Source organism: Streptomyces sp. CLCI03, assembly GCF_053615355.1.
In genome coordinates, this window is record NZ_CM132132.1 from 3,217,378 (window position 1) to 3,242,859 (window position 25,482).

Annotated in this window: 27 protein-coding genes; 13 read left to right on the top strand and 14 right to left on the bottom strand. The window is 71.8% G+C overall.

Features of this window, described 5'->3' with window-relative positions; all coding sequences use genetic code 11:
- Positions 1 to 132 precede the first annotated feature (132 nt).
- Both ACWG52_RS14600 and ACWG52_RS14605 read left to right on the top strand, forming a co-directional pair.
- Positions 133 to 939 carry a purine-nucleoside phosphorylase gene (locus ACWG52_RS14600; RefSeq protein WP_030012483.1) on the top strand — a complete coding sequence of 269 codons (807 nt, stop codon included), beginning with the start codon at positions 133 to 135 and terminating at the stop codon, positions 937 to 939.
- Positions 940 to 967: 28 nt separating this feature from the next.
- The gene (locus ACWG52_RS14605) at positions 968 to 2,641 is read left to right on the top strand and encodes a phospho-sugar mutase (RefSeq protein WP_453128896.1); all 1,674 of its coding nucleotides are present in this window, start codon (positions 968 to 970) and stop codon (positions 2,639 to 2,641) included.
- A 169-nt stretch (positions 2,642 to 2,810) separates the two neighbouring features.
- Here ACWG52_RS14605 and ACWG52_RS14610 read toward each other — a convergent pair whose 3' ends face one another.
- Genes ACWG52_RS14610 through afsQ1 form a run of 3 tightly spaced genes read right to left on the bottom strand, consistent with a single transcriptional unit; the run spans position 2,811 to position 5,576 of the window.
- Positions 2,811 to 3,422 (bottom strand): hypothetical protein, encoded by a 612-nt coding sequence (locus ACWG52_RS14610; protein ID WP_386019677.1) that lies wholly within the window; start codon positions 3,420 to 3,422, stop codon positions 2,811 to 2,813.
- The gene (locus ACWG52_RS14615) at positions 3,415 to 4,845 is read right to left on the bottom strand and encodes a sensor histidine kinase (protein ID WP_389808224.1); all 1,431 of its coding nucleotides are present in this window, start codon (positions 4,843 to 4,845) and stop codon (positions 3,415 to 3,417) included. The genes ACWG52_RS14610 and ACWG52_RS14615 overlap by 8 nt, the downstream gene beginning before the upstream one ends.
- A gap of 53 nt (positions 4,846 to 4,898) precedes the next feature.
- Positions 4,899 to 5,576, bottom strand: a complete 678-nt coding sequence (afsQ1, locus tag ACWG52_RS14620; RefSeq protein WP_063754818.1) for a two-component system response regulator AfsQ1 — start codon at positions 5,574 to 5,576, stop codon at positions 4,899 to 4,901.
- Between the two features lie 189 nt (positions 5,577 to 5,765).
- Between afsQ1 and ACWG52_RS14625 the strand changes: the two genes are divergently transcribed.
- The gene (locus ACWG52_RS14625; RefSeq protein ID WP_033219647.1) at positions 5,766 to 6,464 is read left to right on the top strand and encodes a SigE family RNA polymerase sigma factor; all 699 of its coding nucleotides are present in this window, start codon (positions 5,766 to 5,768) and stop codon (positions 6,462 to 6,464) included.
- A gap of 180 nt (positions 6,465 to 6,644) precedes the next feature.
- On the opposite strand, the gene ACWG52_RS14630 is transcribed toward ACWG52_RS14625, so the two are convergent.
- A complete protein-coding gene (locus ACWG52_RS14630; protein WP_390166120.1) occupies positions 6,645 to 7,346 on the bottom strand; it encodes a uridine kinase family protein in 702 nt (233 codons plus the stop codon).
- A 51-nt stretch (positions 7,347 to 7,397) separates the two neighbouring features.
- On the opposite strand from ACWG52_RS14630, the gene ACWG52_RS14635 reads away from it, so the two are divergent.
- On the top strand, positions 7,398 to 7,745 hold the full coding sequence (locus ACWG52_RS14635; protein ID WP_051763182.1) for a hypothetical protein: 348 nt from the start codon (positions 7,398 to 7,400) through the stop codon (positions 7,743 to 7,745).
- Positions 7,746 to 7,968: 223 nt separating this feature from the next.
- Here the strand turns inward: ACWG52_RS14635 and ACWG52_RS14640 are convergent, their stop codons facing one another.
- From ACWG52_RS14640 to deoC, 3 genes are read right to left on the bottom strand one after another with little or no spacing between them, the layout of a single operon-like run.
- Positions 7,969 to 8,871, bottom strand: a complete 903-nt coding sequence (locus ACWG52_RS14640) for an aldehyde dehydrogenase family protein (RefSeq protein WP_453128897.1) — start codon at positions 8,869 to 8,871, stop codon at positions 7,969 to 7,971.
- On the bottom strand, positions 8,864 to 10,300 hold the full coding sequence (locus ACWG52_RS14645; RefSeq protein ID WP_390138858.1) for an aldehyde dehydrogenase family protein: 1,437 nt from the start codon (positions 10,298 to 10,300) through the stop codon (positions 8,864 to 8,866). Before ACWG52_RS14645 ends, ACWG52_RS14640 begins: the two co-directional genes overlap by 8 nt.
- A gap of 5 nt (positions 10,301 to 10,305) precedes the next feature.
- Positions 10,306 to 11,268: a deoxyribose-phosphate aldolase gene (gene deoC / locus ACWG52_RS14650; protein ID WP_030712471.1), complete on the bottom strand. Its 963-nt coding sequence runs from the start codon at positions 11,266 to 11,268 to the stop codon at positions 10,306 to 10,308.
- 9 nt (positions 11,269 to 11,277) lie between these two features.
- Between deoC and ACWG52_RS14655 the strand changes: the two genes are divergently transcribed.
- The 4 genes from ACWG52_RS14655 to ACWG52_RS14670 all read left to right on the top strand — a co-directional run bounded on the left by ACWG52_RS14655 (position 11,278) and on the right by ACWG52_RS14670 (position 13,112).
- Positions 11,278 to 11,508: a sortase family protein gene (locus ACWG52_RS14655; protein ID WP_390138856.1), complete on the top strand. Its 231-nt coding sequence runs from the start codon at positions 11,278 to 11,280 to the stop codon at positions 11,506 to 11,508.
- A 36-nt stretch (positions 11,509 to 11,544) separates the two neighbouring features.
- A complete protein-coding gene (locus ACWG52_RS14660; protein WP_390138854.1) occupies positions 11,545 to 12,204 on the top strand; it encodes a PH domain-containing protein in 660 nt (219 codons plus the stop codon).
- 97 nt (positions 12,205 to 12,301) lie between these two features.
- Positions 12,302 to 12,874, top strand: coding sequence for a VanZ family protein (locus tag ACWG52_RS14665; protein WP_453128898.1), 573 nt, complete (start codon positions 12,302 to 12,304; stop codon positions 12,872 to 12,874).
- Positions 12,875 to 12,911: 37 nt separating this feature from the next.
- Positions 12,912 to 13,112 (top strand): PspC domain-containing protein, encoded by a 201-nt coding sequence (locus tag ACWG52_RS14670; RefSeq protein ID WP_033219629.1) that lies wholly within the window; start codon positions 12,912 to 12,914, stop codon positions 13,110 to 13,112.
- A gap of 29 nt (positions 13,113 to 13,141) precedes the next feature.
- On the opposite strand, the gene ACWG52_RS14675 is transcribed toward ACWG52_RS14670, so the two are convergent.
- From ACWG52_RS14675 to ACWG52_RS14685, 3 genes are all read right to left on the bottom strand, one after another.
- Positions 13,142 to 13,912, bottom strand: coding sequence for a hypothetical protein (locus ACWG52_RS14675; protein ID WP_453128899.1), 771 nt, complete (start codon positions 13,910 to 13,912; stop codon positions 13,142 to 13,144).
- 133 nt (positions 13,913 to 14,045) lie between these two features.
- The gene (locus tag ACWG52_RS14680; protein WP_266353105.1) at positions 14,046 to 14,303 is read right to left on the bottom strand and encodes a hypothetical protein; all 258 of its coding nucleotides are present in this window, start codon (positions 14,301 to 14,303) and stop codon (positions 14,046 to 14,048) included.
- Positions 14,304 to 14,442: 139 nt separating this feature from the next.
- Entirely contained in the window at positions 14,443 to 15,591 is a 1,149-nt protein-coding gene (locus ACWG52_RS14685) for an adenosine deaminase (protein WP_030763337.1), read from the bottom strand.
- A gap of 113 nt (positions 15,592 to 15,704) precedes the next feature.
- Here ACWG52_RS14685 and ACWG52_RS14690 point away from each other — a divergent pair, with 113 nt between their 5' ends.
- The 3 genes from ACWG52_RS14690 to ACWG52_RS14700 all read left to right on the top strand — a co-directional run bounded on the left by ACWG52_RS14690 (position 15,705) and on the right by ACWG52_RS14700 (position 18,243).
- Positions 15,705 to 16,439 carry an alpha/beta hydrolase gene (locus tag ACWG52_RS14690; protein ID WP_389807599.1) on the top strand — a complete coding sequence of 245 codons (735 nt, stop codon included), beginning with the start codon at positions 15,705 to 15,707 and terminating at the stop codon, positions 16,437 to 16,439.
- Between the two features lie 77 nt (positions 16,440 to 16,516).
- Positions 16,517 to 16,888, top strand: a complete 372-nt coding sequence (locus ACWG52_RS14695) for a cupin domain-containing protein (RefSeq protein ID WP_389807601.1) — start codon at positions 16,517 to 16,519, stop codon at positions 16,886 to 16,888.
- Between the two features lie 329 nt (positions 16,889 to 17,217).
- Complete coding sequence (locus ACWG52_RS14700) at positions 17,218 to 18,243, top strand: helix-turn-helix transcriptional regulator (protein ID WP_389807603.1); 1,026 nt, start codon at positions 17,218 to 17,220, stop codon at positions 18,241 to 18,243.
- Between the two features lie 136 nt (positions 18,244 to 18,379).
- On the opposite strand, the gene ACWG52_RS14705 is transcribed toward ACWG52_RS14700, so the two are convergent.
- From ACWG52_RS14705 to ACWG52_RS14715, 3 genes are all read right to left on the bottom strand, one after another.
- A complete protein-coding gene (locus ACWG52_RS14705; protein WP_389808411.1) occupies positions 18,380 to 19,588 on the bottom strand; it encodes an IS701 family transposase in 1,209 nt (402 codons plus the stop codon).
- Positions 19,589 to 19,808: 220 nt separating this feature from the next.
- A complete protein-coding gene (locus tag ACWG52_RS14710) occupies positions 19,809 to 20,858 on the bottom strand; it encodes a hypothetical protein (protein WP_453129068.1) in 1,050 nt (349 codons plus the stop codon).
- Positions 20,859 to 20,949: 91 nt separating this feature from the next.
- Complete coding sequence (locus tag ACWG52_RS14715; protein WP_266353435.1) at positions 20,950 to 21,927, bottom strand: LysR family transcriptional regulator; 978 nt, start codon at positions 21,925 to 21,927, stop codon at positions 20,950 to 20,952.
- A 62-nt stretch (positions 21,928 to 21,989) separates the two neighbouring features.
- On the opposite strand from ACWG52_RS14715, the gene ACWG52_RS14720 reads away from it, so the two are divergent.
- Together ACWG52_RS14720 and ACWG52_RS14725 are read left to right on the top strand one after the other, a co-directional pair.
- Complete coding sequence (locus ACWG52_RS14720) at positions 21,990 to 23,273, top strand: MFS transporter (protein ID WP_389807607.1); 1,284 nt, start codon at positions 21,990 to 21,992, stop codon at positions 23,271 to 23,273.
- 89 nt (positions 23,274 to 23,362) lie between these two features.
- Positions 23,363 to 24,100, top strand: coding sequence for a L,D-transpeptidase family protein (locus ACWG52_RS14725; protein ID WP_389807608.1), 738 nt, complete (start codon positions 23,363 to 23,365; stop codon positions 24,098 to 24,100).
- Here ACWG52_RS14725 and ACWG52_RS14730 read toward each other — a convergent pair.
- The gene (locus ACWG52_RS14730; RefSeq protein WP_453128900.1) at positions 24,097 to 25,347 is read right to left on the bottom strand and encodes an MFS transporter; all 1,251 of its coding nucleotides are present in this window, start codon (positions 25,345 to 25,347) and stop codon (positions 24,097 to 24,099) included. The two genes, ACWG52_RS14725 and ACWG52_RS14730, sit on opposite strands and share 4 nt — an antisense overlap.
- Positions 25,348 to 25,482: the final 135 nt, after the last annotated feature.

The following is a 25,482-nucleotide window of genomic DNA, read 5'->3' on the forward strand; positions in this document are numbered from 1 at the left end:
CGGCGCGCGGCCCGCGCCCACGCCCCCGCCACCCCCTCGGGGACGATTCGGCGGAAACGACAAGGCAACGATCCGAACACCGTGAGCTGTGCCATCTACGCGCGTAGGCCGGAAGCGGTTACGCTCGTCCGCGTGAACGCATCTGTTACCGACCCCTTCGCCGCCGCCGACGCCGCAGCCGCCCGCCTGCGTGAGCTGACCGGCGTGGACACCCACGATGTCGCCCTCGTCATGGGCTCCGGATGGGCCCCCGCCGCAGAGGCGCTCGGCGCCCCCGAGGCCGAGTTCCTCGTCACCGAGCTGCCCGGCTTCCCGCCCGCCGCCGTCGAGGGCCACGGCGGCAAGATCCGCTCGTACAAGATCGGCGACAAGCGCGCCCTGGTCTTCCTCGGCCGGACCCACTACTACGAGGGCCGCGGCGTCGCCGCCGTCGCCCACGGCGTGCGCACCGCCGTCGCCGCCGGCTGCAAGACCGTCGTGCTGACCAACGGCTGCGGCGGTCTGCGCGAGGGCATGAAGCCCGGCCAGCCCGTCCTGATCAGCGACCACCTCAACCTGACGGCCACCTCGCCGATCGTCGGCGCGAACTTCGTCGACCTCACCGACCTGTACTCGCCGCGCCTGCGCGCGATGTGCAAGGAGATCGACGCGAGCCTCGAAGAGGGCGTCTACGTCCAGTTCCCCGGCCCGCACTACGAGACCCCGGCCGAGATCAACATGATCCGCGTCATGGGTGCCGACCTGGTCGGCATGTCCACCGTGCTGGAGGCCATCGCCGCCCGTGAGGCCGGCGCCGAGGTGCTCGGCATCTCCCTGGTCACCAACCTGGCGGCGGGCCTGTCCGGCGAGCCGCTGAACCACGAAGAGGTCCTCCAGGCCGGCCGTGACTCGGCCGCCCGCATGGGCACGCTGCTGACGCAGGTCCTCGCCCGCATCTGATCGACGTACGAGAGCTAAGGCGGAAGCAGTGCAGGAACAGGCACAGGCACAGGACGACCTGATCATCCGGGCGCAGGCCTGGCTGGCCGAGGACCCGGACCCGGAGACGGCCGCGGAGCTGGCCGCGCTCATCGAGGCCGGCGACACGGCGGAGCTCGCGGACCGTTTCTCGGGCACCCTGCAGTTCGGCACCGCCGGACTGCGCGGTGAGATCGGCGCCGGCCCGATGCGGATGAACCGCGGTGTGGTCATCCGGGCCGCGGCGGGCCTCGCGGCCTACCTGAAGGCCCAGGGCCACGACGGCGGCCTGGTCGTCGTCGGCTACGACGCCCGCTACAAGTCGGCGGACTTCGCCCGTGACACCGCGGCCGTCATGACCGGTGCCGGGCTGCGCGCGGCCCTCCTGCCCCGCCCGCTGCCGACGCCCGTGCTCGCGTACGCGATAAGGCACCTCGGTGCCGTCGCCGGCGTCGAGGTGACCGCGAGCCACAACCCGCCCCGGGACAACGGCTACAAGGTCTACCTCGGCGACGGCTCGCAGATCGTCTCCCCGGCCGACTCCGAGATCGCGGCGCAGATCGCCGCGGTCGAGAAGCTGGCCGACGTACCGCGACCGGAGTCGGGCTGGCAGGAACTCGGTGACGAGGTCCTGGAGGCCTACCTGGCGCGTACGGACGCCGTCCTGACCCCCGGCTCCCCCCGGGGCGTGCGGACGGTCTACACGGCCATGCACGGCGTCGGCAAGGACGTCGTCATGGCGGCCTTCGCCCGGCACGGCTTCCCGGAGCCGGTGCTCGTCGCCGAGCAGGCCGAGCCCGACCCGGCCTTCCCGACGGTGGCGTTCCCGAACCCGGAGGAGCCGGGCGCGATGGACCTGGCCTTCGCGAAGGCCGCCGAGGTCCAGCCCGACATCGTGATCGCCAACGACCCGGACGCGGACCGCTGCGCCGTGGCCGTCCCCACCGAGGACGGCTGGCGGATGCTGCGCGGCGACGAGGTCGGCGCGCTGCTGGCGGCGCACCTGGTCCACAAGGGGGTCTCACGCGGTGACAGCAACAGCGTCTTCGCCGAGTCCATCGTCTCCTCCAGCCTCCTGGGCCGGATCGCGGAGGCGGCGGGCGTCGGTTACGAGGAGACCCTCACCGGCTTCAAGTGGATCGCCCGCGTCGAGGGCCTGCGCTACGGCTACGAGGAGGCGCTCGGCTACTGCGTGGACCCCGAGGGCGTCCGCGACAAGGACGGCGTCACCGCCGCCCTGCTGGTGGCGGAGCTGGCCTCGGTCCTCAAGGAGCAGGGCCGCACGCTGACCGACCTGCTGGACGACCTGGCGATGGCCCACGGCCTGCACGCCACGGACCAGCTGTCGGTGCGCGTCTCCGACCTGTCGATCATCGCCGACGCGATGGCGGCGCTGCGCGCGCAGCCGCCGGTGTCGCTCGCGGGTCTGCGGGTGGTCTCGGCGGAGGACCTGTCCACGGGCACGGAGGCCCTCCCGCCGACGGACGGCCTGCGCTACTACCTGGACGGCGCGTACAAGGCCCGGGTCATCGCCCGCCCGTCGGGTACCGAGCCCAAGCTGAAGTGCTACCTGGAGGTCGTGGTCCCGGTGGCCGAGGCCTCCGACCTGGCCCCGGCGCGCGTCCGCGGCCAGGAGGTCCTGGACGCGATCAAGAAGGACCTCTCGGCGGCCATGGGCATCTAGTTCTCCCCGCGCCGCTCGCGCGCCTCGGCCCAGGGGGCCTCACCGGCTTCGCGCCGCTGCGCCGGATTCCGTCCGTCGGGCGCGGCGGCCGGGGCTTCGGCCCCCGCCCGGCCCGGTCCCGCCCCGTCCGGCGGGACCGGGCCTTCGCATGTCCGGGGCCGGCGGCACGTCAGGAAGGCGTGGGCGTGGGGGTGGGGGTGGCGAGTTCGCCCAGGGTCGGTACCGACTCCGGGCGGGAGCGGACCGCGTCCGTGCATTCCCACGCCCGTGGCGGATCCGCGTCCGGCCCGCCCAGGATCACCGGGCCCGGGGTCGCCTTCAGGGCCTCGCTGCCCGCCAGCGTGCACACGATCTGCGAGAGCGCCACCGGCGGCAGGTCCTCCGGCTTGCGGCTGAGCCGCACCGTGCCCGCCGGGTCGCCCGGCCGCGCCGCTCCCGCCGACAGCCCGACCGGGACCTCGCTCGTGAAGCCGGCGTCCCGCTCCTCCGTGGTCGGCGTCCGCTCCAGCGCTTCCAGCAGGGCCTGCGCGACCATCGCCAGCGGGTCCCGTACGGGCTTCTTCTCGGGCACCGGAACCACGCGCTCCACGCCCACCAGCTGCGATCCGCAGATCAGTTCCACCGTGGCCCGGAAGCCCTGCACCCCGCTCGGCTGTTCCTGGGTGTCGCAGGACACCCGCGACGGCGCCGGGCCGACGTCCACGGGCACGGTCGTGGCCCGGATCCCGCAGGCCGACGTCGCGAGCAACAGGACCGCGACCACCGGCAGAGTCCTACGCATCCTCGTCACCCGCGAGCACCTTTCCCACGTCCACCGGCAGCCGCAGCGTGAACAGCGCCCCACCGCCCGGCACATTGGCGGCGGTGATGTCGCCGCCGTGGATGTGCGCGTTCTCCATCGCGATCGACAGGCCGAGCCCGCTGCCGTCCGACTTCGGCCGTGACGCGCTCGCCTTGTAGAACCGGTCGAAGACGTGCGGCAGGACCTCCTCGGGAATGCCCGGACCGTTGTCCTGCACCGCGATGACCAGCCACTCCCCCTCCACCGTCACCGACACCCGTACCGGCGAGCCGCCGTGCTTGAGCGCGTTGCCGATGAGGTTGGCGAGGATGACGTCGAGGCGGCGCGGGTCGAGGCGGGCCACGATGTCCCGCTCGGCGTCGAGTTCGACCGCGTCGAGCCAGGCCCGGGCGTCGATGCAGGCCGTGACCTGGTCGGCGACGTTGACGTCGTCCAGCACGAGCTTGGCCGTACCCGCGTCGAAGCGGGTGACCTCCATCAGGTTCTCCACCAGGTCGTTGAGGCGGCGCGTCTCGCTGACGACGAGCGCGACGGCCGGTGCGATCATCGGATCGAGGTCGTCGACCTCCTCCTCCAGCACCTCGGCCACCGCCGTCAGCGCGGTCAGCGGCGTCCGTAGCTCGTGCGACATGTCCGCGACGAAGCGCCGGCTCGACTCCTCCCGCGCGCTCATGTCGGCGACCTTCTTCTCCAGCGCCTCGGCCGTCTTGTTGAAGGTGTGCGACAGGTCGGCGAGTTCGTCCGTGCCCGACACGTCGAGGCGGTGGTCCAGCTCGCCCTCGCCGAGCCGCCGCGCCGCGTCCCCGAGCCGCTGCACGGGCTTGAGGACGGTACGGGCCGCGGCCTGCGCCAGCAGGGCGGAGCCGAGCAGCGCGAGGCAGGTGGCGATGGTCAGCGACCAGCCGAGCGCGTTCAGGTCGTCCCGCTCCTGCGCGAGGGACTTGTACATGTAGCCGGTGAGCCCGCCGCCCACGACGCGCGTCCCGCCGACCAGGTACGGATTGCCGCGCGGCTTCGTCCGCTGCCAGTAGACGTGGTACTCGGAGTCGTTCGCGGCGGTGGTCTTCTGCCGGTCGTTCACCGCGTTCTGCAGGGACTTCGGTACGTTGGCCAGCCCGAAGGAGTCGGGCCCCGCCGCGCCGAAGATCTGCCGGTTGTCCTTGCCCACCTGCACCAGCAGCACGCTGTACCCGGGGCTGCTGCCCGCCATCAGTTCGGCGGTGCGCTGCAGCTCCTCGGCGGTGGGATCGGCGGGCAGCGCGGCGGCCCGGTTCTGCATCTCCTGCCGGAAGTCGCCGAGTGCAGCGTCCTGGACGCGGGTGAGGACCGCCTCGCGGTTGAGCCAGTAGGCGATGCCGGAGGCCGAGACCGCGGCCGTCAGCGCGACCAGGCAGAACACCATGAGGAGCCGCAGCCGCAGGCTGGTCCAGCGCCGGCCCGCGAGCAACGACCTGATCACTGCGGGGAGTCCAGGCGGTAGCCCACACCCCGGACGGTACGGATCAGGGTGGGCGAGGACGGCACGTCCTCGACCTTGGCGCGCAGCCGCTGCACGCAGGCGTCGACGAGCCGCGAGTCACCGAGGTAGTCGTGCTCCCAGACCAGCCGCAGCAACTGCTGGCGCGAGAGCGCCTGCCCGGGCCGGCGGCTCAGTTCGAGCAGCAGCCGCAGCTCGGTCGGCGTGAGCTGCAGGTCCTCGCCGTTCTTGGTCACCGTCATGGCGGCCCGGTCGATGACCAGGGAGCCGAAGCTCGCCGAGTCGCTCGACTCGCGCTCGCCTCGGCGCAGCACCGCCCGGATCCGGGCGTCGAGGACCCGGCCCTGGACGGGCTTGACCACGTAGTCGTCGGCCCCGGACTCCAGGCCGACCACCACGTCGATGTCGTCGCTGCGCGCGGTGAGCAGGATGATCGGCAGCTGGTCGGTGCGGCGGATCCGCCGGCACACCTCGAAGCCGTCGATCCCGGGCAGCATCACGTCCAGCACGATCAGGTCCGGCCGCTGCTCGCGCAGCAGTTTCAGGCCGTCCTCGCCCGTCGCCGCGGTGGCCACACGGTGGCCCTGGCGAGACAGGGAGAGTTCGAGGGCCGTGCGGATGGCGTCGTCGTCCTCGATCAGCAACAGGAAAGGCACGGGCTCATTCTGTCCCATCGGCAGTCGGGAGTTCGACCGTCGCGCGACGTGATCCTGTCGGGGTCCTGTCAGAAGTCGCTGTGACACGGCTGTGACAGTCGACGGACACCCCGGTTAAGTCGGCGGGGCAATCTTTTCATCAACGCACAACGGACCGAAGCACAGACACTCCACGACGGGGGGCGCGAGATGAACACGCTGCACAGCACCAGCACCGGCGCGGTTGTCACGCGGCTGCACGATGTGAACCGTCGGGCGGGTGTCCGTACGGTGGCGGTCGCCCGTCCCCGGCCGGCCCACGTCGTAGCCATTGACGCGAACCAGTACCAGGCGGTTCCCGCCACCGAGGCGGCTCCTTCCTCCATCTCGGAGGCGGAGTTCACGGCGTACGTCCAGGAGCGGCGTGCCGCCCTGTACGCGACGGCCTTCCACCTCACCGGCGACCGGTACGAGGCGGAGGACCTGCTGCAGAGCGCACTGTTCTCCACCTACCGCGCCTGGGACCGGATCAGCGACAAGGCGGCCGTCGGCGGCTACCTGCGTCGCACGATGACGAACCTGCACATCAGCGCGTGGCGTCGGCGCAAGCTCAACGAGTACCCGACGGAGGAACTGCCGGAGACGGCCTCCGACACGGACGCGATGCGCGGTACGGAGCTGCGCGCGGTGCTGTGGCAGGCCCTGACCCGGATCCCGGAGCCGCAGCGCACGATGCTGGTGCTCCGCTACTACGAGGGCCGCACGGACCCGGAGATCGCGGAGATCCTCGGCATCAGCGTCGGCACCGTGAAGTCGAGCATCTGGCGCTCGCTGCGCCGCCTGCGGGAGGACGAGGCGCTCAGCTTCGGCCGTGACGAGGCGGAGTCCTTCGAGGAGCTCGTCGCGTAACGCGGCACACACAGAAGCCATCGGGCCAGGGGGCCCGTCCTACGGGGGTGGGGCGGGGGCCGCGGGGGGAAAAGGCGGGATCGAGCGGACGGGGGTCCGCCTGGTCCCGCCTTTTCATATGTCGGCCGTGCCGTGCCGGGTCCACGGCCGCGGCCCCGGCACGGCACCGAGGTCCGGCGACTACACGGGGGTCGTCGCGCGGTGGCGGCCCGCCGCGGCCGCCGCCAGACGGCCGAGGGCCTCGTCGCCGGCGCAGGCGTGCGCGCCCAGGGCGACGTGGCGGGCCACGATGCCGCGTTCGGCGCGCATCAGCCGCAGGCCCCTGCGCAGCAGGAACGGCACCGACTTGCGGCCTTCCCGCAGGTCGCGGGCGAGCCGGCGACGGAAGGTCGTCGAAGGACGCCCCCGCAGGCAGATGGCGTCCGCGAGGAGACCGAGCTCCTGGCAGCGGGCGGCCACGTCGGCGGCGAAGATGCCCTCCGCGATGAACAGCGGGGTGCGGGCGATGTCGAGGCTCTCGGTGCCCGTGCGGGAACTCGTCGCGATGTCGTAGACGGGGACGTCCGTCCGTCCCGCCGCGCACAGTTCGGCGATCGCGGCGACCGCCGCGTCCGCGTCCCAGGACAGCGGGGAGTCCCAGTCGATGTCGGAGCTGCCGTCGACGAGCGGGAGGGTCGGGTCGACACCCTCCTTGTAGAAGTCGTCGAGGCGCAGCACGGGCAGCCCTGAGCGGGCGGCCAGCGAGGATTTTCCGGAGCCCGACGGACCGGTCAGCAGGACGACGCGGGTCGGCGAAGAAGAGGGGGAGCTCACGGGACACCAGTCTGAACCATTCCCCCGGGTAGGGGATCCTCCCGGTGGCCGGTTGGTGTCCAGGAACACACCTCAACTACGCTGCGTGCGCACGCGACTACGACCTCAGGCGGGATCTCCATGGCACGTCACGCAGCCCCTTCCCTTCCGAACCGGCTCCGCAGCGCGGGACTGACCGTCTCGATGGCCGGTGCGGCCCTGGCGATGGCCGCGGGCGGGGCGCAGGCCGGTGAACTCGACATCCCGGCGGCCCTGTCCGGGGTCGCCGACCCGATCGCGAACCTCAAGGTGAATCCGCTCGCCCACACCGGTGTGGACCCGCTGGACAACGGCGTCGCCACGAAGGTCGCCGACTTCCCCTCCGTCGGGACCGGCATGGTGACGGGGATCCTCACCCAAGGACCCTCGGTGGGCGAACTCCCCGCGGCGGCGGCCTCGTCCCTCCTCGGCCCCCTCACCCCCCGCTGAGGTCCCACCACGCCCCCGGCGAGTGAGCCGAAGGCTGCGCGCCGGCGAAGGCGGGCGAGCGCCCGGAGAAACCGTGAGGAACGAGCGGTTTCGAGGACGCACGCATGCCTGGAGCCGGCAGCAGCGCCGCCGGAGGCGAACCGAGCCCAAGACATGAGAAGGCCCCGACAGCGCGGGGGACGCTGCCGGGGCCGGTCTCGTACGGGGGCCTGTCCCGGGGGGACTAGTAGGACGAGCCGCCCGCGCCCAGCGACCCGGTGGGGTGCCAGACGGTCTTGGTCTCCAGGAACGCCGTCATGCGGGTGGTGCCCGGGTCGGCGCTCCAGTCGTCCACAGGCTGTGGACGCAGGACGCGCTTGAGGTTGTCGGCCGCCGCGACCTCCAGCTCCTTGGCCAGCGCCGCGTCGGCCCCGGCCAGGTCGATCGCGTTGACGTCCTGGTGGGAGGCCAGGTGCGGGCCCATCTCGCCGGCCTTGCCGGACAGGATGTTGACCACGCCGCCGGGCAGGTCGGAGGTGGCGAGCACCTCGCCCAGGGAGAGCGCCGGCAGCGGGGACCGCTCGCTCGCGATGACGACGACGGTGTTGCCCGTCGCGATCACCGGGGCGATCACCGAGACCAGGCCCAGGAAGGACGACTCCTGCGGGGCGACGACCGTGACGACACCGGTCGGCTCGGGGGTGGAGAGGTTGAAGAACGGGCCCGCGACCGGGTTGGCCCCGCCCACGATCTGGCCGATCTTGTCGGTCCAGCCCGCGTACCAGACCCAGCGGTCGATGGCCGCGTCGACGATCGCGCAGGCCTTCGACTTGGACAGGCCCTCCGCCTCGCCGACCTCGCGGACGAACTGCTCGCGGCGGCCCTCCAGCATCTCGGCGATGCGGTAGAGGATCTGCCCGCGGTTGTACGCGGTCGCGCCGGACCAGCCGCCGAAGGCCTTGCGGGCCGCGACGACGGCGTCACGCGCGTCCTTGCGGGAGGACAGGGGGGCGTTGGCCAGCCACTTGCCCTTGGAGTCCGTCACTTCGTACACCCGGCCGCTCTCGGAGCGGGGGAACTTGCCCCCGACGTACAGCTTGTAGGTCTTGAAGACGTTCAGGCGGGACGCCGCTGACTGATCAGACATCGAGGTAGCCCTCCAGGCCGTGGCGGCCGCCCTCGCGGCCGAAGCCCGACTCCTTGTAGCCGCCGAAGGGCGAGGTCGGGTCGAACTTGTTGAACGTGTTGGCCCAGACGACTCCGGCGCGGAGCTGGTTCGCGACCGCGAGGATGCGCGAGCCCTTCTCCGTCCAGATGCCGGCGGAGAGGCCGTACTGGCTGTTGTTGGCCTTGGCGACGGCCTCGTCGGGCGTACGGAAGGTCAGCACGGACAGCACCGGGCCGAAGATCTCGTCGCGGGCGACGGTGTGCGCCTGGGTGACGTTCGTGAAGAGCGTCGGGGCGAACCAGTAGCCGGAGGACGGCAGCTCGCACGCCGGGGACCAGCGCTCGGCGCCCTCGGCCTCACCGGTCTCCGCGAGCGCGGTGATCCGGGCGAGCTGTTCGGCGGAGTTGATCGCGCCGATGTCGGTGTTCTTGTCGAGCGGGTCGCCCAGGCGCAGCGTGGAGAGACGGCGCTTGAGGGAGTCCAGCAGCTCGTCGTGGATCGACTCCTGGACCAGGAGGCGGGAGCCCGCGCAGCAGACCTGGCCCTGGTTGAAGAAGATGCCGTTGACGATGCCCTCGACGGCCTGGTCGATGGGGGCGTCGTCGAAGACGATGTTGGCGCCCTTGCCGCCCAGCTCCAGGGTGACCTTCTTGTCGGTGCCGGCGACGTGGCGGGCGATCTTCTTGCCCACGGCGGTCGAGCCGGTGAAGGCGACCTTGTTGACGTCCGGGTGCTCGACGAGGGCCGCGCCCGCGTCGCCGTAGCCGGTGAGGATGTTGACGACACCCTTGGGCAGGCCCGCCTGGCGGCAGATGTCGGCGAAGAACAGCGCGGAGAGCGGGGTCGTCTCGGCGGGCTTCAGCACGACGGTGTTGCCGGTGGCGAGCGCCGGGGCGATCTTCCAGGCCAGCATCAGCAGCGGGAAGTTCCACGGGATGACCTGGCCGGCCACGCCCAGCGGACGCGGGTTCGGGCCGTAGCCCGCGTGGTCGAGCTTGTCGGCCCAGCCCGCGTAGTAGAAGAAGTGCGCGGCGACCAGCGGGAGGTCCGCGTCGCGGGTCTCCTTGATCGGCTTGCCGTTGTCCAGGGTCTCCAGGACGGCGAGCTCGCGGCTGCGCTCCTGGATGATCCGGGCGATGCGGAAGAGGTACTTGGCGCGCTCGGAGCCCGGCAGCGCGGACCAGGAGGCGAAGGCCTTGCGAGCGGCCTTCACGGCGCGGTCCACATCTGCGGCGCCGGCCTGGGCGACCTCGGACAGCACCTCCTCGCTGCTCGGCGAGACGGTCTTGAAGACCTTGCCGTCGGCGGCGTCGGTGAACTCACCGTCGATGAAGAGCCCGTAGGAAGGGGCGATGTCGACGACCGAGCGGGACTCGGGAGCCGGTGCGTACTCGAATACAGATGCCATGGTGATCAGTCCACCGTCACGTAGTCGGGACCGGAGTAACGGCCGGTGCTCAGCTTCTGGCGCTGCATCAGCAGGTCGTTGAGCAGGCTGGAGGCGCCGAAACGGAACCAGTGGTTGCTCAGCCAGTCCTCGCCCACGGTCTCGTTGACCAGGACCAGGAACTTGATCGCGTCCTTGGTGGTGCGGATGCCGCCGGCCGGCTTCACGCCGATCTGGATTCCAGTCTGCGCGCGGAAGTCGCGTACGGCTTCGAGCATGAGCAGGGTGTTCGCCGGCGTGGCGTTGACCCCGACCTTGCCGGTCGACGTCTTGATGAAGTCGGCGCCCGCGAGCATGCCGATCCAGGAGGCGCGGCGGATGTTGTCGTAGGTCGACAGCTCGCCGGTCTCGAAGATGACCTTCAGGCGCGCGGCGCTGCCGTCCTCGCGGACGCAGGCCTCCTTGATCGCCTTGATCAGCTCGTACGTCTCCAGGTAGCGACCGGCGAGGAAGGCGCCACGGTCGATGACCATGTCGATCTCGTCGGCGCCGGCGGCGACGGCGTCACGGGTGTCGGCGAGCTTGACGGGCAGGGCGGCGCGGCCGGCCGGGAAGGCGGTCGCGACGGAGGCGATCTTGACGTCGGCGCCGTTCAGCGCGGCCTTCGCCGTGGCCACCATGTCGGGGTAGACACAGACGGCGGCCGTCATCGGGGTCGTACGGTCGGTCGGATCGGGATTGACGGCCTTGGCGGAGAGCGCCCGGACCTTGCCCGGGGTGTCCGCGCCTTCCAGCGTCGTCAGGTCGATCATCGAGATGGCCAGGTCGATGGCGTACGCCTTGGCCGTCGTCTTGATCGAACGGGTGCCGAGGGAGGCCGCGCGGGCCTCCAGGCCGACAGCGTCGACGCCGGGCAGCCCGTGCAGGAAGCGGCGCAGCGCACTGTCGGACGTCGTCACGTCAGCGAATGCGGTGAGGGTGGTGGGCATGGTCACCAGATGAGCATATCTACGCGCGTAGCGACCTGTCACCCCCGCCCCCGGATCCGCTATGGAATCGACACCTCCACTCTCTGTCACGCGGCCGTCCGGCCGACCGTGCTGATCGGCCACTTCGACACCGCCTGCGGCCCGGCCGTACTGAAGGACGTCCCGCGCGTCCGCACCGGCGACGAGATCACCGTCTCCCGGGCCGGGGACGTCATCCCGTACGCCGATCTCGTGGGCTGATACACCCGGGCGGCGCAGTGGGGCAGAATCGACCCCATGAGCAGCCAGCAGCCGACCGACGAGCCGGTGTACGCAGACCGGGTCTACCGATCCTCCATGGGCTTCGTCTCGGGGGTACTGCTGCTCGCGCTGACCGTCTGGCTGTGCGGTGACGCCGTGCTCCGCGGCTCCGGCAGCACCCGGTGGATCGGCCTGTCGGTGGCGGTGTGCGTCGTACCGCTGATCGTCGCGTTCACCATCCGCCCGGCCGTCTTCGCCAACGAGGACCGGATGCGCGTGCGGAACCCGTTCCGGATCATCGAGCTGCCCTGGGCGGCCGTGGACGCGGTCCGCGCCGGCTACTCGGCCGAGGTGCTGGCCGAGGGTTCGAAGTACCAGCTCTGGTCCGTGCCCGTCTCGCTGCGGGAGCGCAAGAAGGCCAACCGGCAGCAGATGCGCCGCAACGCGATCGACCGTCGTGACCCGGGCAGCTCGGGCGACCCCTCCGCGCGGGGCCGTGCCTCCGCCTCGGCCGCCGCCACCGAGCCGATGCGCGCCGCCGCCGACCGGATCGTCGACGAGCTGCAGGGACTGGCCGAGCTGAACGCCGCACGGCCGGGCGCGCAGGGCGGCGTGCGCGTGCGCTGGTCGTACGAGATCATCGCGCCCGCCCTGATCGGCGCGCTGCTCCTGATCGTCCTCATCGCCACGCGCTGACCGGCCAGGACACCGGGTCCACCCCTTCTCGGGTGCTCCCCGCCACACCCCCCTCCTGGCCGGAACCAGGGCTACCGGGGGACGCGTCCTCCCAGGTGTGCAGCGTCATGAGGCCGGCGAAAACGCCGCCACCGCGATCCACCTCCGTCTGCGACTCCTGGCCGGGGTCCTGCTCGCCGCCCATTTCGTGGTCGTCGGCTGGCTGACTCTGCGGCCTCTGGACGTGCCCTGGACCGCGGCGGCCAATCTGAGCCCGCTGGAGGGGATCGCGGCGGACCTGGCCCTCGGTCCCCTGGAGGCCGCCCGGCAGATCGGTGAGGGGCTCGCGCTGCTGGCCCCGCTCGGTGTGCTGGTGCCGTTGATCAGCGGACGGCTCGCGCCGTCGGCCCTGTCCGCGTGGTCCTCGCTGGTGCGGACCGCGGCTGCGGGCGCGCTGGTCTCGGTGTGCATCGAGATGCTGCAGACCGCGGTCCCGGGACAGGTCGTGGACGTGGACTCGATGCTGCTGAACACCGTCGGTGTGGTGCTCGCGCACGTGGCCGTCGTACCGGCGCTGCGGGCCCGGCTGAGGCGCTCACACAGCGTTTATCAGGGGGACACCCCGAAGATTTCCAGGGTCGGGCTCGGCCCCTGGACCGACGTTCTGTCGGCGGTCCAGCGGGAGTATTGAGCCATCGCAGAAAGCGATACCGACGAAGGAGAACCTCATGAGCGCCCTGGTCCGCCCCCGTGACGGCCGCTGGATCGGCGGAGTCTGCGCCGGACTGGCGCGGCGTTTCGGAATTTCGACGAACGCGATGCGCGCCATTTTCGTCGTCTCGTGCCTGCTGCCGGGCCCGCAGTTCCTGATCTACATAGCGCTGTGGGTGCTGCTGCCGAACGAGAAGCCCGCTTCGGCCGCCTGGTAGTCCGACGGCCGGCGCGTCCTCGGGCCGGCCTACCGGGCCTTCTGGATCTTCTCCAGTTGCTTGTCGGCCACTTCCTGCGGCACCCGTGCCTTCTGCTGGGCCGCACCCGCCACGTTGAGGGCCGTCAGTCGCACGACGGTGTCGCCCTCGCGTACGACGACCAGGTGGACCTGTGCCGAGACCCCCTCGGCGGACGCGGTCATGGTCCAGCTGACGCTCTCGTCGCCGCCGGTGCGGTAGTCGGCGGGGCGGATCTCGCGATAGGCGCCGGCCTGCTTCTCGACCTTGGCCGAGAAGCCCGAACCACAGGCGGCGACGGCGGCCTTGAGCCGGGAGATCAGCGCCTTCGCGTCGCTCTCGGAGTAGGAGCTGACGGTGGCCGAGACGGCCAGCCCGAGCTGCTTCTGGGATCCGATGCCGCGGCTGACGGTCTCGCGGGCGGAGGGGTCGGGCTTGTCGCCCATGACGTCGGCCAGCGGCTGGCAGGCCTTCTTGTCGGCCTGCGGCTGGCCGTCCGGGGCATTGGGGTTCTTGCCCTGGGCGGAGACCTGGTAGCCGGGCAGGTCGCCCTGTGCCAGCGCGGACCGCTCAAGCCTGCTGCCACCGGCCTTCGGCGCGGCCGAGCCGGCTGCCGCGGCGGACGGCGCCGGGACGCCGGGCGCGGCCGAGGCGCTGCCGGCGGAGCCCTGGGGATCGGGGGCCTTGCCCGTCGCGGGGGTGTTCGTACTGCTGCACCCCACAGCGGCGAACAGCAGGGCGGGGACCAGCGCGACCATCGTCGCTCGTGCCTTCATACGCATGACCGAGAACCTCGTACCCAAGACGTCGGCGGGCAGTTGGTGGCGATCGTGGCACACGGCGCGGCGGGATACATACCTGGTCGAAAGGGCATGCGCCCGCCGCACACGTGTACGCATCACAATGGCGGCAAGCTCAGCTACCGAGGCCGTTCAGGCTGTTGGTGAGCGGGTTCAGCACTCCGGTGATCTGAGAGGTGGGGTCGCTCGACTGCTGAGCCTCGCCGCCCACCTGCTGCTGGCTGGTCGCACCCTGGAGCATGCCGGTGGCGGAGCCCAGCGCGTCGGTGAGGCCGACCGCCGGGACGGCGGCGGAGGCGGTACCGGCGGCGACCGCGGCGAAGGCGGCACCGAGAACGACGGTACCGAGGGTCTTGGCAGCTGACTTCTTCATGAAAAGTTGTCCTTGCGACGGGGAATTGAGCGGCTCCGCAAACTAGCCACTTCAAACCCTCGCCCGCAAACATCCTTAAATACGAGAAAGCGCCCGGGAATTATCCCTCCCGGGCGCTTCCTTTTTGTCATGTCGCGGCCTAGGCCGAGACAGAACCGCTGGTGGAGGCGGTCTGCCGGAACAGCCACTCCGACTTCAGCTCCGCGTATCCGGGCTTGATCACTTCATTGATCATGGCCAGTCGTTCATCGAAAGGAATGAACGCGGACTTCATCGCATTGACGGTGAACCACTGCATGTCGTCGAGGGTGTAGCCGAAGGTGTCGACCAGGTGCTCGAACTCGCGGCTCATGCTGGTGCCGCTCATCAGGCGGTTGTCCGTGTTGACCGTGAGCCTGAAGTGCAGCTTGCGCAGCAGACCGATCGGGTGCTCGGCGTACGAGGCGGCCGCGGCGGTCTGCAGGTTCGAGGTCGGGCACATCTCCAGGGGGATGCGCTTGTCCCGGACGTACGAGGCCAGGCGGCCCAGGGTCACGGAACCGTCCTCGGCGACCTCGATGTCGTCGATGATCTTCACGCCGTGACCGAGGCGGTCGGCGCCGCACCACTGCAAGGCCTGCCAGATCGACGGCAGGCCGAAGGCCTCACCCGCATGGATGGTGAAGTGGTTGTTCTCGCGCTTGAGGTACTCGAAGGCGTCGAGGTGGCGGGTGGGAGGGAACCCGGCCTCGGCGCCGGCGATGTCGAAGCCGACCACGCCGTTGTCGCGGTAGCGGTTCGCCAGCTCGGCGATCTCCAGCGCGCGGGCGGCGTGGCGCATCGCGGTCAGCAGGGCGCCGACGCGGATGCGGTGGCCGTTGGCCTTCGCGCGACGCTCGCCCTCGCGGAAGCCGTCGTTCACGGCTTCGACGACCTCTTCGAGGGAGAGGCCGGCTTCCAGGTGCTGCTCGGGCGCGTAGCGGATCTCGGCGTACACGACGCCGTCCTCGGCCAGGTCCTCGGCGCACTCGGCGGCGACCCGGAAGAGGGCGGCCTTCGTCTGCATGACCGCGCAGGTGTGCGCGAAGGTCTCCAGGTAGCGCGGCAGGGAACCGGAGTCGGCGGCCTCACGGAACCAGATGCCGAGCTTGTCGGCGTCGGTCTCGGGGAGGTTCTCGTAACCGACCTCGCGGGCCAGCTCGATGATGGTCCCGGGACGCAGTCCACCGTCGAGGTGATCGTGCAGCAGCACCTTCGGGGAACGACGGATCTGATCCGGGGTCGGCAGGTTGGGGGTCTCGCTCGTCATCTGCGCACTCTACTCCTACGCGCGTAGAGCGGAATGTCCCCGGCGGGCGTCGATATGTAACAGAGACCGTGCGGACGGATGGCGTACACCTCAAGGTCTGAGACTGTTCCGCCATGGCACAGCATGCGCCGCCGGCGCGCGGGGTCCGTCTGGGGCGGGCGGCCGGCGCGAGAACCGGCTCGGGTTCGACGGAAAGCACGGTCAACGGGGTGGTGCTCCTGCTCCCCGGCGCCTCCCGGTTCTCCCCGGGTCCCATGCGTCCGCTCGCGCGGGCGTTGGCCCGCGCGGGCGGGGCGGAGGGGCTCGTCACGCACATGGTCGTCCACGGCGGGGACTCCGCCCGGGAGGAGCAGGCGGGGTGGGCCGCCGACGAGGCGGTACGGCGGTACGGGGACGTGCCGGTGTGCCTGGTCGGCTACGACGCGGGAGGGCTGGCCGCGCTGCGGGCGGCGGGCCACGGGGCCGTCAACTCGGTCGTGGTGATCGCCCCTTGTTTAACGGAGGCGGGCCGCGCCGACTCCCCTGAACCGGTGAAACAGCTGTCGGGACGGCAGGTGTTGATCGTCCACGGCACCAACGACGCGCGCAGCGATCCGGAGGCCTCCTTCCGGCTGGCGGCGCGCGCGAAGAAGGCGAATCGTTCGACCTGCCGCTTCGAGGTCCATTCGGACGGGCACGGACTGCGCGAGCACCAGCCGGAAGTGGTGGCGCTGGCCGTGGACTTCGTCCTGGGCGCGGTCTTCACGGGGCGGTACTCGCGGCCGGTGACGGACGCCCTGGCCGCGCCGCCGCCCCTGGGCCTGCGGATGCCGCTGGCCTCGGGCTTCGGCAAGTCGCTGCGGAGGTGATCCACATGTCCGGCGCGGCGCGCGTATCGTGAGAAGCGGACTCGGGGTGTGTTGCGTGACTCCGGAGGCGACCGGCCATGGGCGGATTGGTCCACAGGAACTTCGACAAGCCCGACGAGACGCGACCCTTCGAGGCCGGCACGGGCAGGCTGGACCTGTTCAACACCGAGGGCGGGGCGGTGGGGCGGGCGGTCTTCGAGCCGGGCTGGCGCTGGTCGCTGCACATCAAGCCGCTGGCCGGCACGGACAGCTGCCGCTCGGCCCACACCGGGTACATCGTGAGTGGCCGGATGAAGATCGTCATGGACGACGGGGAGAGCGGCGACCTCGGTCCGGGCGACTTCATCCAGATCGCCCCCGGGCACGACGCCTGGGTCCTGGGTGACGAGCCGTGCGTCGCGCTGGACTGGACCGGCTACAACGACTACGCGAAGCCGGCCGACGGCTGAGCGGCGGGCGGCCCGCGACCGGCGACCCAAGGCCCGTGCGTGCTCTTCGGGGTCGCGCCAGTCCGTCCGTACCCGCCGCTCCGCCCCCTCACGGTCGGATGGCATCGAACGGCTCTGGCGCGACCACCACGGCCGGCCGCGGGCCGAGCCGGACACTGGCCCCCGTTCTCGCCTGGGCGTCCACCTCGGCACACCGCGCTTCCCCCTCGTGCCGTGCTGCCACTGTGCTGCCTCGGCGGACGCCGAGGGCGGCCGGCCAGGCGTCGTTTTGCCGCCTTGCGGAAATACGAGGGGTTTACAAACAGTCACATCTCGGGACGCATACGCACATGCCTCCCGAGGAATCCGGGGCGGCCGGAACCGCAGGGGAGCTGAGCCCCGCGGCCCGGCGCCTGTACGCGTACGCCGTCGAGCGGCACGCCTTCGACCTGTGCGAGGCCACCGCGGCACTGGGGGTCCGCGCGGCCGCCGCGATCACCGAGCTGGCCGCCGCGCACCTGCTCCAGCGGGCCCCGGGCGACGACCCGGACCGCTGGAGCGCGGTGGCCCCGCGGGCCGCGGCGGCCCGGGCCCTCGCCCCGCTGGCGCTGCTCGTACGGGAGACCCACGACGAGATGGACCGGCTGCGCGGGCGGCTGGAGGCGCTGGTGCCCGCGTACGAGGCGGGGACCGCGCACCGGGACCTCAGCGGGTCCGGCCGACTGGAGCTGGTCACCGACCTCGGGGCGGTACGGGGGCTGATCGCGGAACTGGTCGCGACGTGCGAACGGGAGCTGCTGACCTCGCAGCCGGGCGGGGGTCGCCCCCTGGAGACGTTGGAGGAGTCGATCGGGCGGGACGAGTCCCTGCTGACGCGCGGGGTCCGGATGCGCACGATCTACCAGCACACGGCACGCTACTCACGCCCCACGGCGGCGTACGTCGAGCGGGTGACGGCCCTGGGCGCCCAGGTACGGACCCTGGGCGACGGGCTGATGCGAATGCTGATCTTCGACGAGCACACGGGCCTGATGGCGGTGCCGGACCGCAGCGGGGCGGCGCTGGTGGTGCGGGAGCCGAGCGTCGTGCACTTCATGACCACGACCTTCGAACGCTCCTGGGTGGGCGCGGAGCCGTTCCCGACCTCGGTGAGCCCGGAGGCGGCCCGGTCGATCTCGGACGAGCTGCGGCAGACGATCGTCCGGCTGCTGTCGGAGGGACTGGAGGACAAGGTGATCGCCCGCCGCCTGGGCATGTCGGAGCGGACCTGCCAGCGCCACATCGCCGAGATCATGCGCGCGGTGGGCGCCAAGTCCCGCTTCCAGGCGGGCTACTTGCTCTCGGCGGCGGCCCCCACCCGGCCTGATCCGCCCTGATCCGAAAGACAGGCCCTAATAGTGCTTTGTTAGGTGGTGTCGTAGGGCTGCCAGGGGGTGGGTTGTCGGCAGGTTGGGCAGGTGCCGGTCCAGGTGGCGATGAGGTGTTGGAGGAGATCCAGGGCCTGGTAGAGGGTCAGGCCCTGGCAGGGGCTTTTGGGGTCCTCCGCTGTTCGGTGAGGAAGAGGTGGGCGGCGGTAACGAGGGTGACGTGGCGGTGCCAGCCGGTGAACGAGCGGCCCTCGAAGTGGTCCAGGCCCAGCCCCGTTTTCAGCTCGCGGTAGTCGTGCTCGATCCGCCAGCGTGACTTCGCCAGCCGGACCAGGTCCTTCGCCGGTATGTCGTCGGGCAGGTTCGAGATCCAGTACTTGACCGGTGCGTCGTGTCCTTCGGGCCACTGGGCGATCAGCCAGACCAGCGGGATCGTTCCGTCGGCTGCGGGTTCGGGCCGTCGGCCGGCGAGGCGGACGCGCAGGAGCACGAAGTGCGAGCTCATCGCGCCCTTGGAACCCTTGCGCCAGGTCAGGGTCCGGCCCCGGTCCCGGCCGGCGTCCATCACGTGTTCGCGTAAGGAGACCGGGCGGGTGCGGTAGCGCGGCAGAGGACGCGGCCCGAGGCCGCCGTATTCGGGCTGGTGCGGTTCGGCGTCCTGCCCGTGAGCGGTCATCTCGGCTTTCACTTGCAGGACGTAGGCCAGTCCGCGGTCTTCCAGGCCGTGGCGGAAGTCGGCGTTCGCGCCGTAGCCGGCGTCCGCGACCAGGGCGGCGGGCCGCAGGCCGGTGCCGGCGAGTTCGTCGAGCATGTCCAGTGCCAGCTGCCACTTGGGCCGGTGGTGTTCGGTATCGGGGATCCGGCAGGCCCGCCTGCGGGCCTCGGCTTCGGGCCCGTCCCAGGTGGCGGGCAGGAACAGGCGCCAGGAAAGCGGGCACGAGGCGGTGTCGGACGCGGCGTGGACGCTGACGCCGATCTGGCAGTTGCCGACCTTGCCCAGGGTGCCGGAGTACTGGCGGGCCACTCCGGGCGAGGAGCGGCCGTCTTTGGGGAAGCCGGTGTCGTCCACCACCCACACCTGCGGTCTTACCGCGGCAACCGCCCGCCACGCCAGCCGGGACCGGACCTGATCGACCGGCCAGGTCGAAGACGTCATGAACTGCTGCAACTGCTGGTGATCGACCCCGAGCCGCTCTGCCATCGGCTGCATCGACTTCCTGCGGCCGTCCAGCAGCAACCCCCGCAAATACAACGAGCCCTTCGACCGCTGGTCCCGCCGCACCAACGGCTCGAACACCTCAGAGGCGAACTCCTCCAGCCGAACCCGCGCCGCCGCAAGCTCCCCAGCCCTCATACAACCAGCGAACTACCAGACACCCGACGTGACAAGACCAGCTAACAAAGCACTACTAAGGGCTGTCCCGTAATCCCCGGCGGGCGCGCGGCGCCAGCTACGGCACCTCGCCGCGTTGTCGGGATCGCCCAAATACGCCCAGTATGAGGACGACCCTCCGCCTTGCGATGCACCGCATCTGACGCCGCGCGCTGACCCACCGCGGATTACGGGACAGCCCTTAGGTCTGCCGTCCGGGCCGTTCGAAGTAGCCGCGCAGCCGGGGGCTGCGGGCGGCGGGCAGCCGGGCCAGGGTCCGGATGAAGGCCTGGCCGTCCGGCCAGAGCGGCCACGGGTTCGGCAACTCCGGATAGTCGTCGCGCAGGACGCCCTCCGGCAGGCGGCCGGTCGCCGGCACCGGTGAGGTCTCCCCGGCGCGGGAGAGGGCGAGGTACGCCCAGACCCCGCTGTCCAGCGGTACGACCACGGCCGTGCCGGTCTCCGGCCGCCACGGTTCGCCGGTCAGTGGATGGCGCGGGACGAGCAGGATGTCGGCGGCGGGTCGGGGGAGGCCGATCCCCGGCCCGGCGAAGGCCGCGGACCGCGGCGGGAGTCCCGGAACAGGGAAGCGGGCGACGGAGGGGCCGAACACCTCCTCGGTGAGCCCGCCGGGCAGCGTCACCGGTCCTCCGTCGCAGGCCGCCACCAGGTGGGCGAGGGCCACCCCGACCGCGGCGGCCCAGCGCCTGCTCCACGATCCGTCGAGCTCGAAGGGGGGTACGGCGTACGCCTCACGCAGCAGGTCGTCCCAGTCGGGCGGCGGCGCGGCGGCGGGGAGGTCGCAGGGGTGGCGCTCCACCGCGTCGGGCTCCAGCCACACCGCCTGCCAGAGGCCGCAGTCGTCCATCCGGGTCGCCACCGGCCGTCCGCACCCCGTACATGCCAGATTGGGGCCGTCGCGGCCGTCCACGCCCATGCAGTAACCCTCGCACCTGTCAAGGAGCAGGGCCATGCCCCGGGAGTCGCCCGGCGCGATGACGATCCTGCCGCGGGCCGCGAAGGACACCGAGTACTCCGGCGCGTACACGCCCCGGGCGGCCGCCTCCGCCTCCCCCGCCTCGTCCCACAACCGCCAGGGCGGCCCCCAGGGTTCGGGTTCGACGGCGTACGTCGTCGGATCCATCAGCGGCGGATGCAGTTGCTCCCAGGCCCCGTAGTGGGTGTGGACGGGAAGGGCGACCCGGGAGACCGGCACCGTCAGCTCCGTACCGCACCCGGCACACGTGAACACGTCCAAACAAGCTCCCCCTCGGCCCCGATGACTCCGGAATTGTCCTGGCCGTGCCGGGGCCGGTCCACCGCTTTTCGGCGCTGCGTCCCGATCACCCGACGGACGGGTCCAGCTCGGGGATCAGGCGGCCGCGGCGGGAGAGGAGGAAGCGCTTGAACTCCGCCACCGGTGGGGTGTCGGGGTGGCCGTCGAGCCAGGCCAGGCCGATCTCGCGGACGGCGCGCGGCGCGGTGACCGTCAGCTCGACCACGCCGGGGCGGGGCACGGCCGGGGGCGGCAGGAGGGCCACGCCCAGGCCGGCGGCGACCAGGCCGCGCAGGGTCTCGGCCTCCTCGCCCTCGAAGGCGACCTTCGGGGTGAACCCGGCCTCCGCGCACAGGTCGTCGGTGATGCGGCGCATGCCGTAGCCGGGCTCCAGGGTGACGAAGGTTTCCTCGGCGGCCTCGGCGAGCCGGATGCGCTTGCGCGTCGCGAGCCGGTGGTCGTCCGGGACGACCAGCCGGAGCCGCTGTTCGTCGAGGCGGCGCGCGACCAGGTCGGGGGCGTCCGGCACGGGGGAGGTCAGGCACAGGTCGAGTTCGCCGGCCCGGAGCTTCTCCAGCATGGCCTCGCCGTAGTTCTGGACGAGGGAGAAGCGGATGCGCGGGTGATCGGCGCGGAAGGCGCGGATCAGGCCGGGTACGGTCTCGGACCCCAGGGTGTGCAGGAAGCCGAAGGCCACCTTGCCGGCTGCCGGATCGGCGTCCTGCTGCACCGATTCGGCGGCGCGGTCGATCTCCGTGAGGGCCTGCTCGGCCGAGGCCAGGAAGGTGCGGCCGGCCGTGGTGAGGGCGACCGTACGGCCCTTGCGGGCGAACAGCGTGACGCCGAGGTCCTGTTCGAGCCGGACCATGGCGCGGGACAGGGTGGACTGCGGGACGCCCAGCTCGTGGGCGGCGCGGGTGACGTGCTCGTGGCGGGCCACGGCGACGAAATACGCCAGCCGCGGCGCCAGCAGAGTTGTCACTGCCATGTCTTCTACGTAACGGTTCATCGACATCCACGCTTCTGAGCTGGGTTGATGCATCAGTGGATTGATTATCGCGATTCTGTGCATTGGACGCATGAAATGGACAGGCCTACCGTCGAAGCATGCCTCCCGTTCATACCGGGGCACCCGTCATCCCGGGTGCCTCCACCTCGTCGTCCCCCGCACCGCAGCCCCTCTCCCCCGGCCGCCCCGGTTACCGCCGGATGAGCCTCGCGCTCTTCGCCGCCGGACTCGCGACGTTCGCCCTCCTCTACTCCACCCAGGCGCTGTTGCCCGCGATCTCCGCTGGCTTCGGGGTGACGGCGGGCCAGGCCAGCTGGACGGTGTCCGCGGCCACCGGCGCGCTCGCGCTGTTCGTCCTCCCGCTGAGCGCGCTGTCCGAACGCTTCGGCCGCACCCGGATGATGACGTACGCGATGGTGATCGCCGTCGTCGTCGCCCTGCTGGTGCCGTTCGCGCCGAGTGTGGAGTGGCTCGTGGTGCTGCGCGCCGTCCAGGGCGCGGCGATCGCCGGCATCCCGGCCTCCGCGATGGCGTACCTGGCGGAGGAGGTCCGGCCCAAGGCGCTGGTGGCCGCGATCGGCCTGTTCGTGGCGGGGAACTCCATCGGCGGGATGAGCGGCCGGCTCGTCACCGGCTGGGCCGCGCAGCTGTGGGGCTGGCGGGCGGGCCTGCTGGCCGTCGCCCTGATGGCGCTGGCGTGCGCCGTGGCCTTCCTGGTGCTGTTGCCGCGGGCGCGGTTCTTCCGCCCGGCGTCGCTGAACCCGCGCGCGGTGGGCCGTACCGTCGCCGGTCACCTGCGCGATCCGCTGCTACTGCGCCTGTACGGGATCGGCGCCCTGTTCATGACGGTCTTCGGCGCGGTCTACACCGTGATCGGCTACCGCCTGGTGGACGAGCCGTTCTCGCTCGGGCAGGGCGTGGTCGGGTCGATCTTCCTGATCTACCTGGTCGGTACGGTCTCCTCGGCCGCCGCGGGCAAGCTGGTGGCCCGTACCGGGCGGCGCGGCGCGCTGTACCTGGCCGTGACGACCACGGCGCTCGGGCTGCTGCTGTCGTTGTCCGACTCGCTGGCGGCGATCGTGATCGGGCTGGTGCTGATCACGGCGGGCTTCTTCGCGGGGCACGCGGTGGCCTCGGCCGCGGTGAGCCGGACGGCGAAGACGGGCCGGGCGCAGGCCTCCGCGCTCTACCAGTCGGCGTACTACCTCGGCTCCAGCGCGGGCGGCACCCTGGGTGCTCTCGCCTACCACGGGGCCGGTTGGGCGGCCACGGTCGGCATCGCGCTGCTGGCGGTGCTCGGCGTCGTGTCGATCACCCTGTACGGGTCGCACGCGGCGCGTGCCGAGCGGCGGATGCCGGCGTCGGCCGTGGGCGCGCGCTGACGAAATCTCCACACCCGACGCGGCAACCCCTGCTTGTTTTCCGGGCATTCAACACGGAGGACGACGCGGTACGAGCAGGGGAGGACCGGATGGGGACGGGGACGGGTGCGGACACGGGGACACGAGCGTCACGCGGGCGCGTGGGGCGACGGGCGGCGGTGCTGGTCGGGGCGGTCGCACTGGCGCTGCCGGTGGTGGTCACGGGAGGCGGGGCGGCGCAGGCCGCCGCCTCCTGCAACCTCACCACCGGGCCGTACCAACGGCAGGTCGAGCAGTTCCTCGGGCGGCCGGTGGACGGGAAGCAGTCGGCGGCCGACTGCACGGCGATCCGCTCCTTCCAGGCGACCCACGGGATCACCCCGACGCAGGGCTACGCCGGGCCGCTGACCTGGCAGACGATGAGCACGATGCTGGCCCAGCGGGCGGCCGGGAGCACCCCGAACAAGGCGGGCGCCTGCCCGGTGGACCGCGGACGGATCGCCTGCGTCGACCTGACGCGGCAGCTCAGCTGGATCCAGGACGGCGCCACCCTGACGTACGGGCCCGTCCCGGTCCGCACCGGCAAGGACGGCACGGAGACCCGGACCGGCCTGAAGAAGATCTACTACCGCAACATCGACCACTGGTCGACGCTGTACAACGTCTCGATGCCGTACGCGCAGTTCTTCGACGGTGGCATCGCCTTCCACTCGACCACCAAGAGCATGTGGAACCCGCCCGGTTCGGGCGGCTGCGTGAACATGCGCCCGGCCGACGCCAAGGCGTACTGGAACCTGCTGGGGCAGGGCGAGGACGTCTACGTGTACGGACGCAAGCCCGGGACCTAGGAGGCGGCGGGGGCGGCGGGGGCGGTCGGCTCGGCGGGGGCGGGTCCGGGTGTCGGGGCGGGGGCGGCGGCCAGTCGGTCCAACCGGCTCAGGGCGCAGCGGCGTTGGACGAGGGACAGGCCCGCCACACCGGCCCCGAGGGCCAGCCAGCCGACCGGGCCGGCCGCCATCACCGCGCCGGTGAGCAGCAGCGGGCCCGCGGACTTCTGGACGGACTGGGCCATGCCGGCCACCCCGAGGTAGGAGGCGCGCGCCCGCCGCGGCGCGAGGGAGACCGCGAGCTCCCAGGAGCTCACCGAGCGCATCAGCTCCGCCGCGGTGGCCAGCACGGCCGCGGCGAGCAGGATCAGCGAGGCGGCCCAGGCCCCGCCGGCGGGGGCGGCGGCCAGGAAGACGCAGCAGGCGAGCGTCGTCAGGCCGTACAGGGCGACGGCGCCCGCCGCCTGGCGAGGGCCGTCGACCCGTGCCGACACCCGGAGCTGCAGGACGACGACGAGCACGGTGTTGATGACCAGGAAGGCCGGGATCAGGGCGTGCGGGGCGGCGGTGTGGCCGACCAGCCACAGCGGCACGCCGACGCCGAGGATCGAGTCGTCCAGGTTCATCGGGATGTCGAGCAGGACGAACCGCAGGTAGCCGCGGTCCCTCCAGGGGCCGGCCCCGGCCGCCGGGGTGCCTTCCTCGGCCCCGGGCCGGGCGACCACGAGCCCGGCGCCGCTCGGCTCCCGGGTGCGCCACACCAGGGCCGCGGCCACGAGGAAGGACAGGGCGTTCGCCAGGATCAGCACCTGGTAGGCGCCGTGGGTGCCGACGGCGAGACCGATGGCGGCGAGGCTGGCGCCGAGGGCGTAGCCGGCGTTGGCCGAACTGCGCGACAGCGCCTGGTAGGTGGAGCGCCGCTCGCCCGCGACCCGGGTGGCGAAGAGCATCTCCAGCGTCTTGGCCGCCCGGTCTCCCAGGTGGGTGACGGCGAACAGGAGCAGCAGCAGGCCGAAGTCGGTGACCACCAGCAGCACGCAGAGGGCCACGAGGCGGATCAGGTGGCAGCCGATCAGCAGGGTGCGGACCTGGAAGCGGTCGGCGAGATGGCCGGCCAACGGGGATCCGGCGATGCCCGCCACCCCGGCCGCGCCCAGCAGCAGGCCCAGCCGTCCGGCGTCGAGGCCGACGACGAAGGTGAAGTAGAGGACGGAGGACGCGGCCCACACGCCGGTGCCGGCCCGGTCCAGGGCCTGGGTGAGCAGCATGATCCGCGCGTCACGGCCGCCGGGTGGCCGGCGCAGTTGCGCCAACAGACCGCCGTCCCCCTGCTGTGACTTCCGGATCTCCCCGCCGCGCCGCATCCCAGCCCCCCGTGTCGACCGCGCCCACCGCCCATGTAT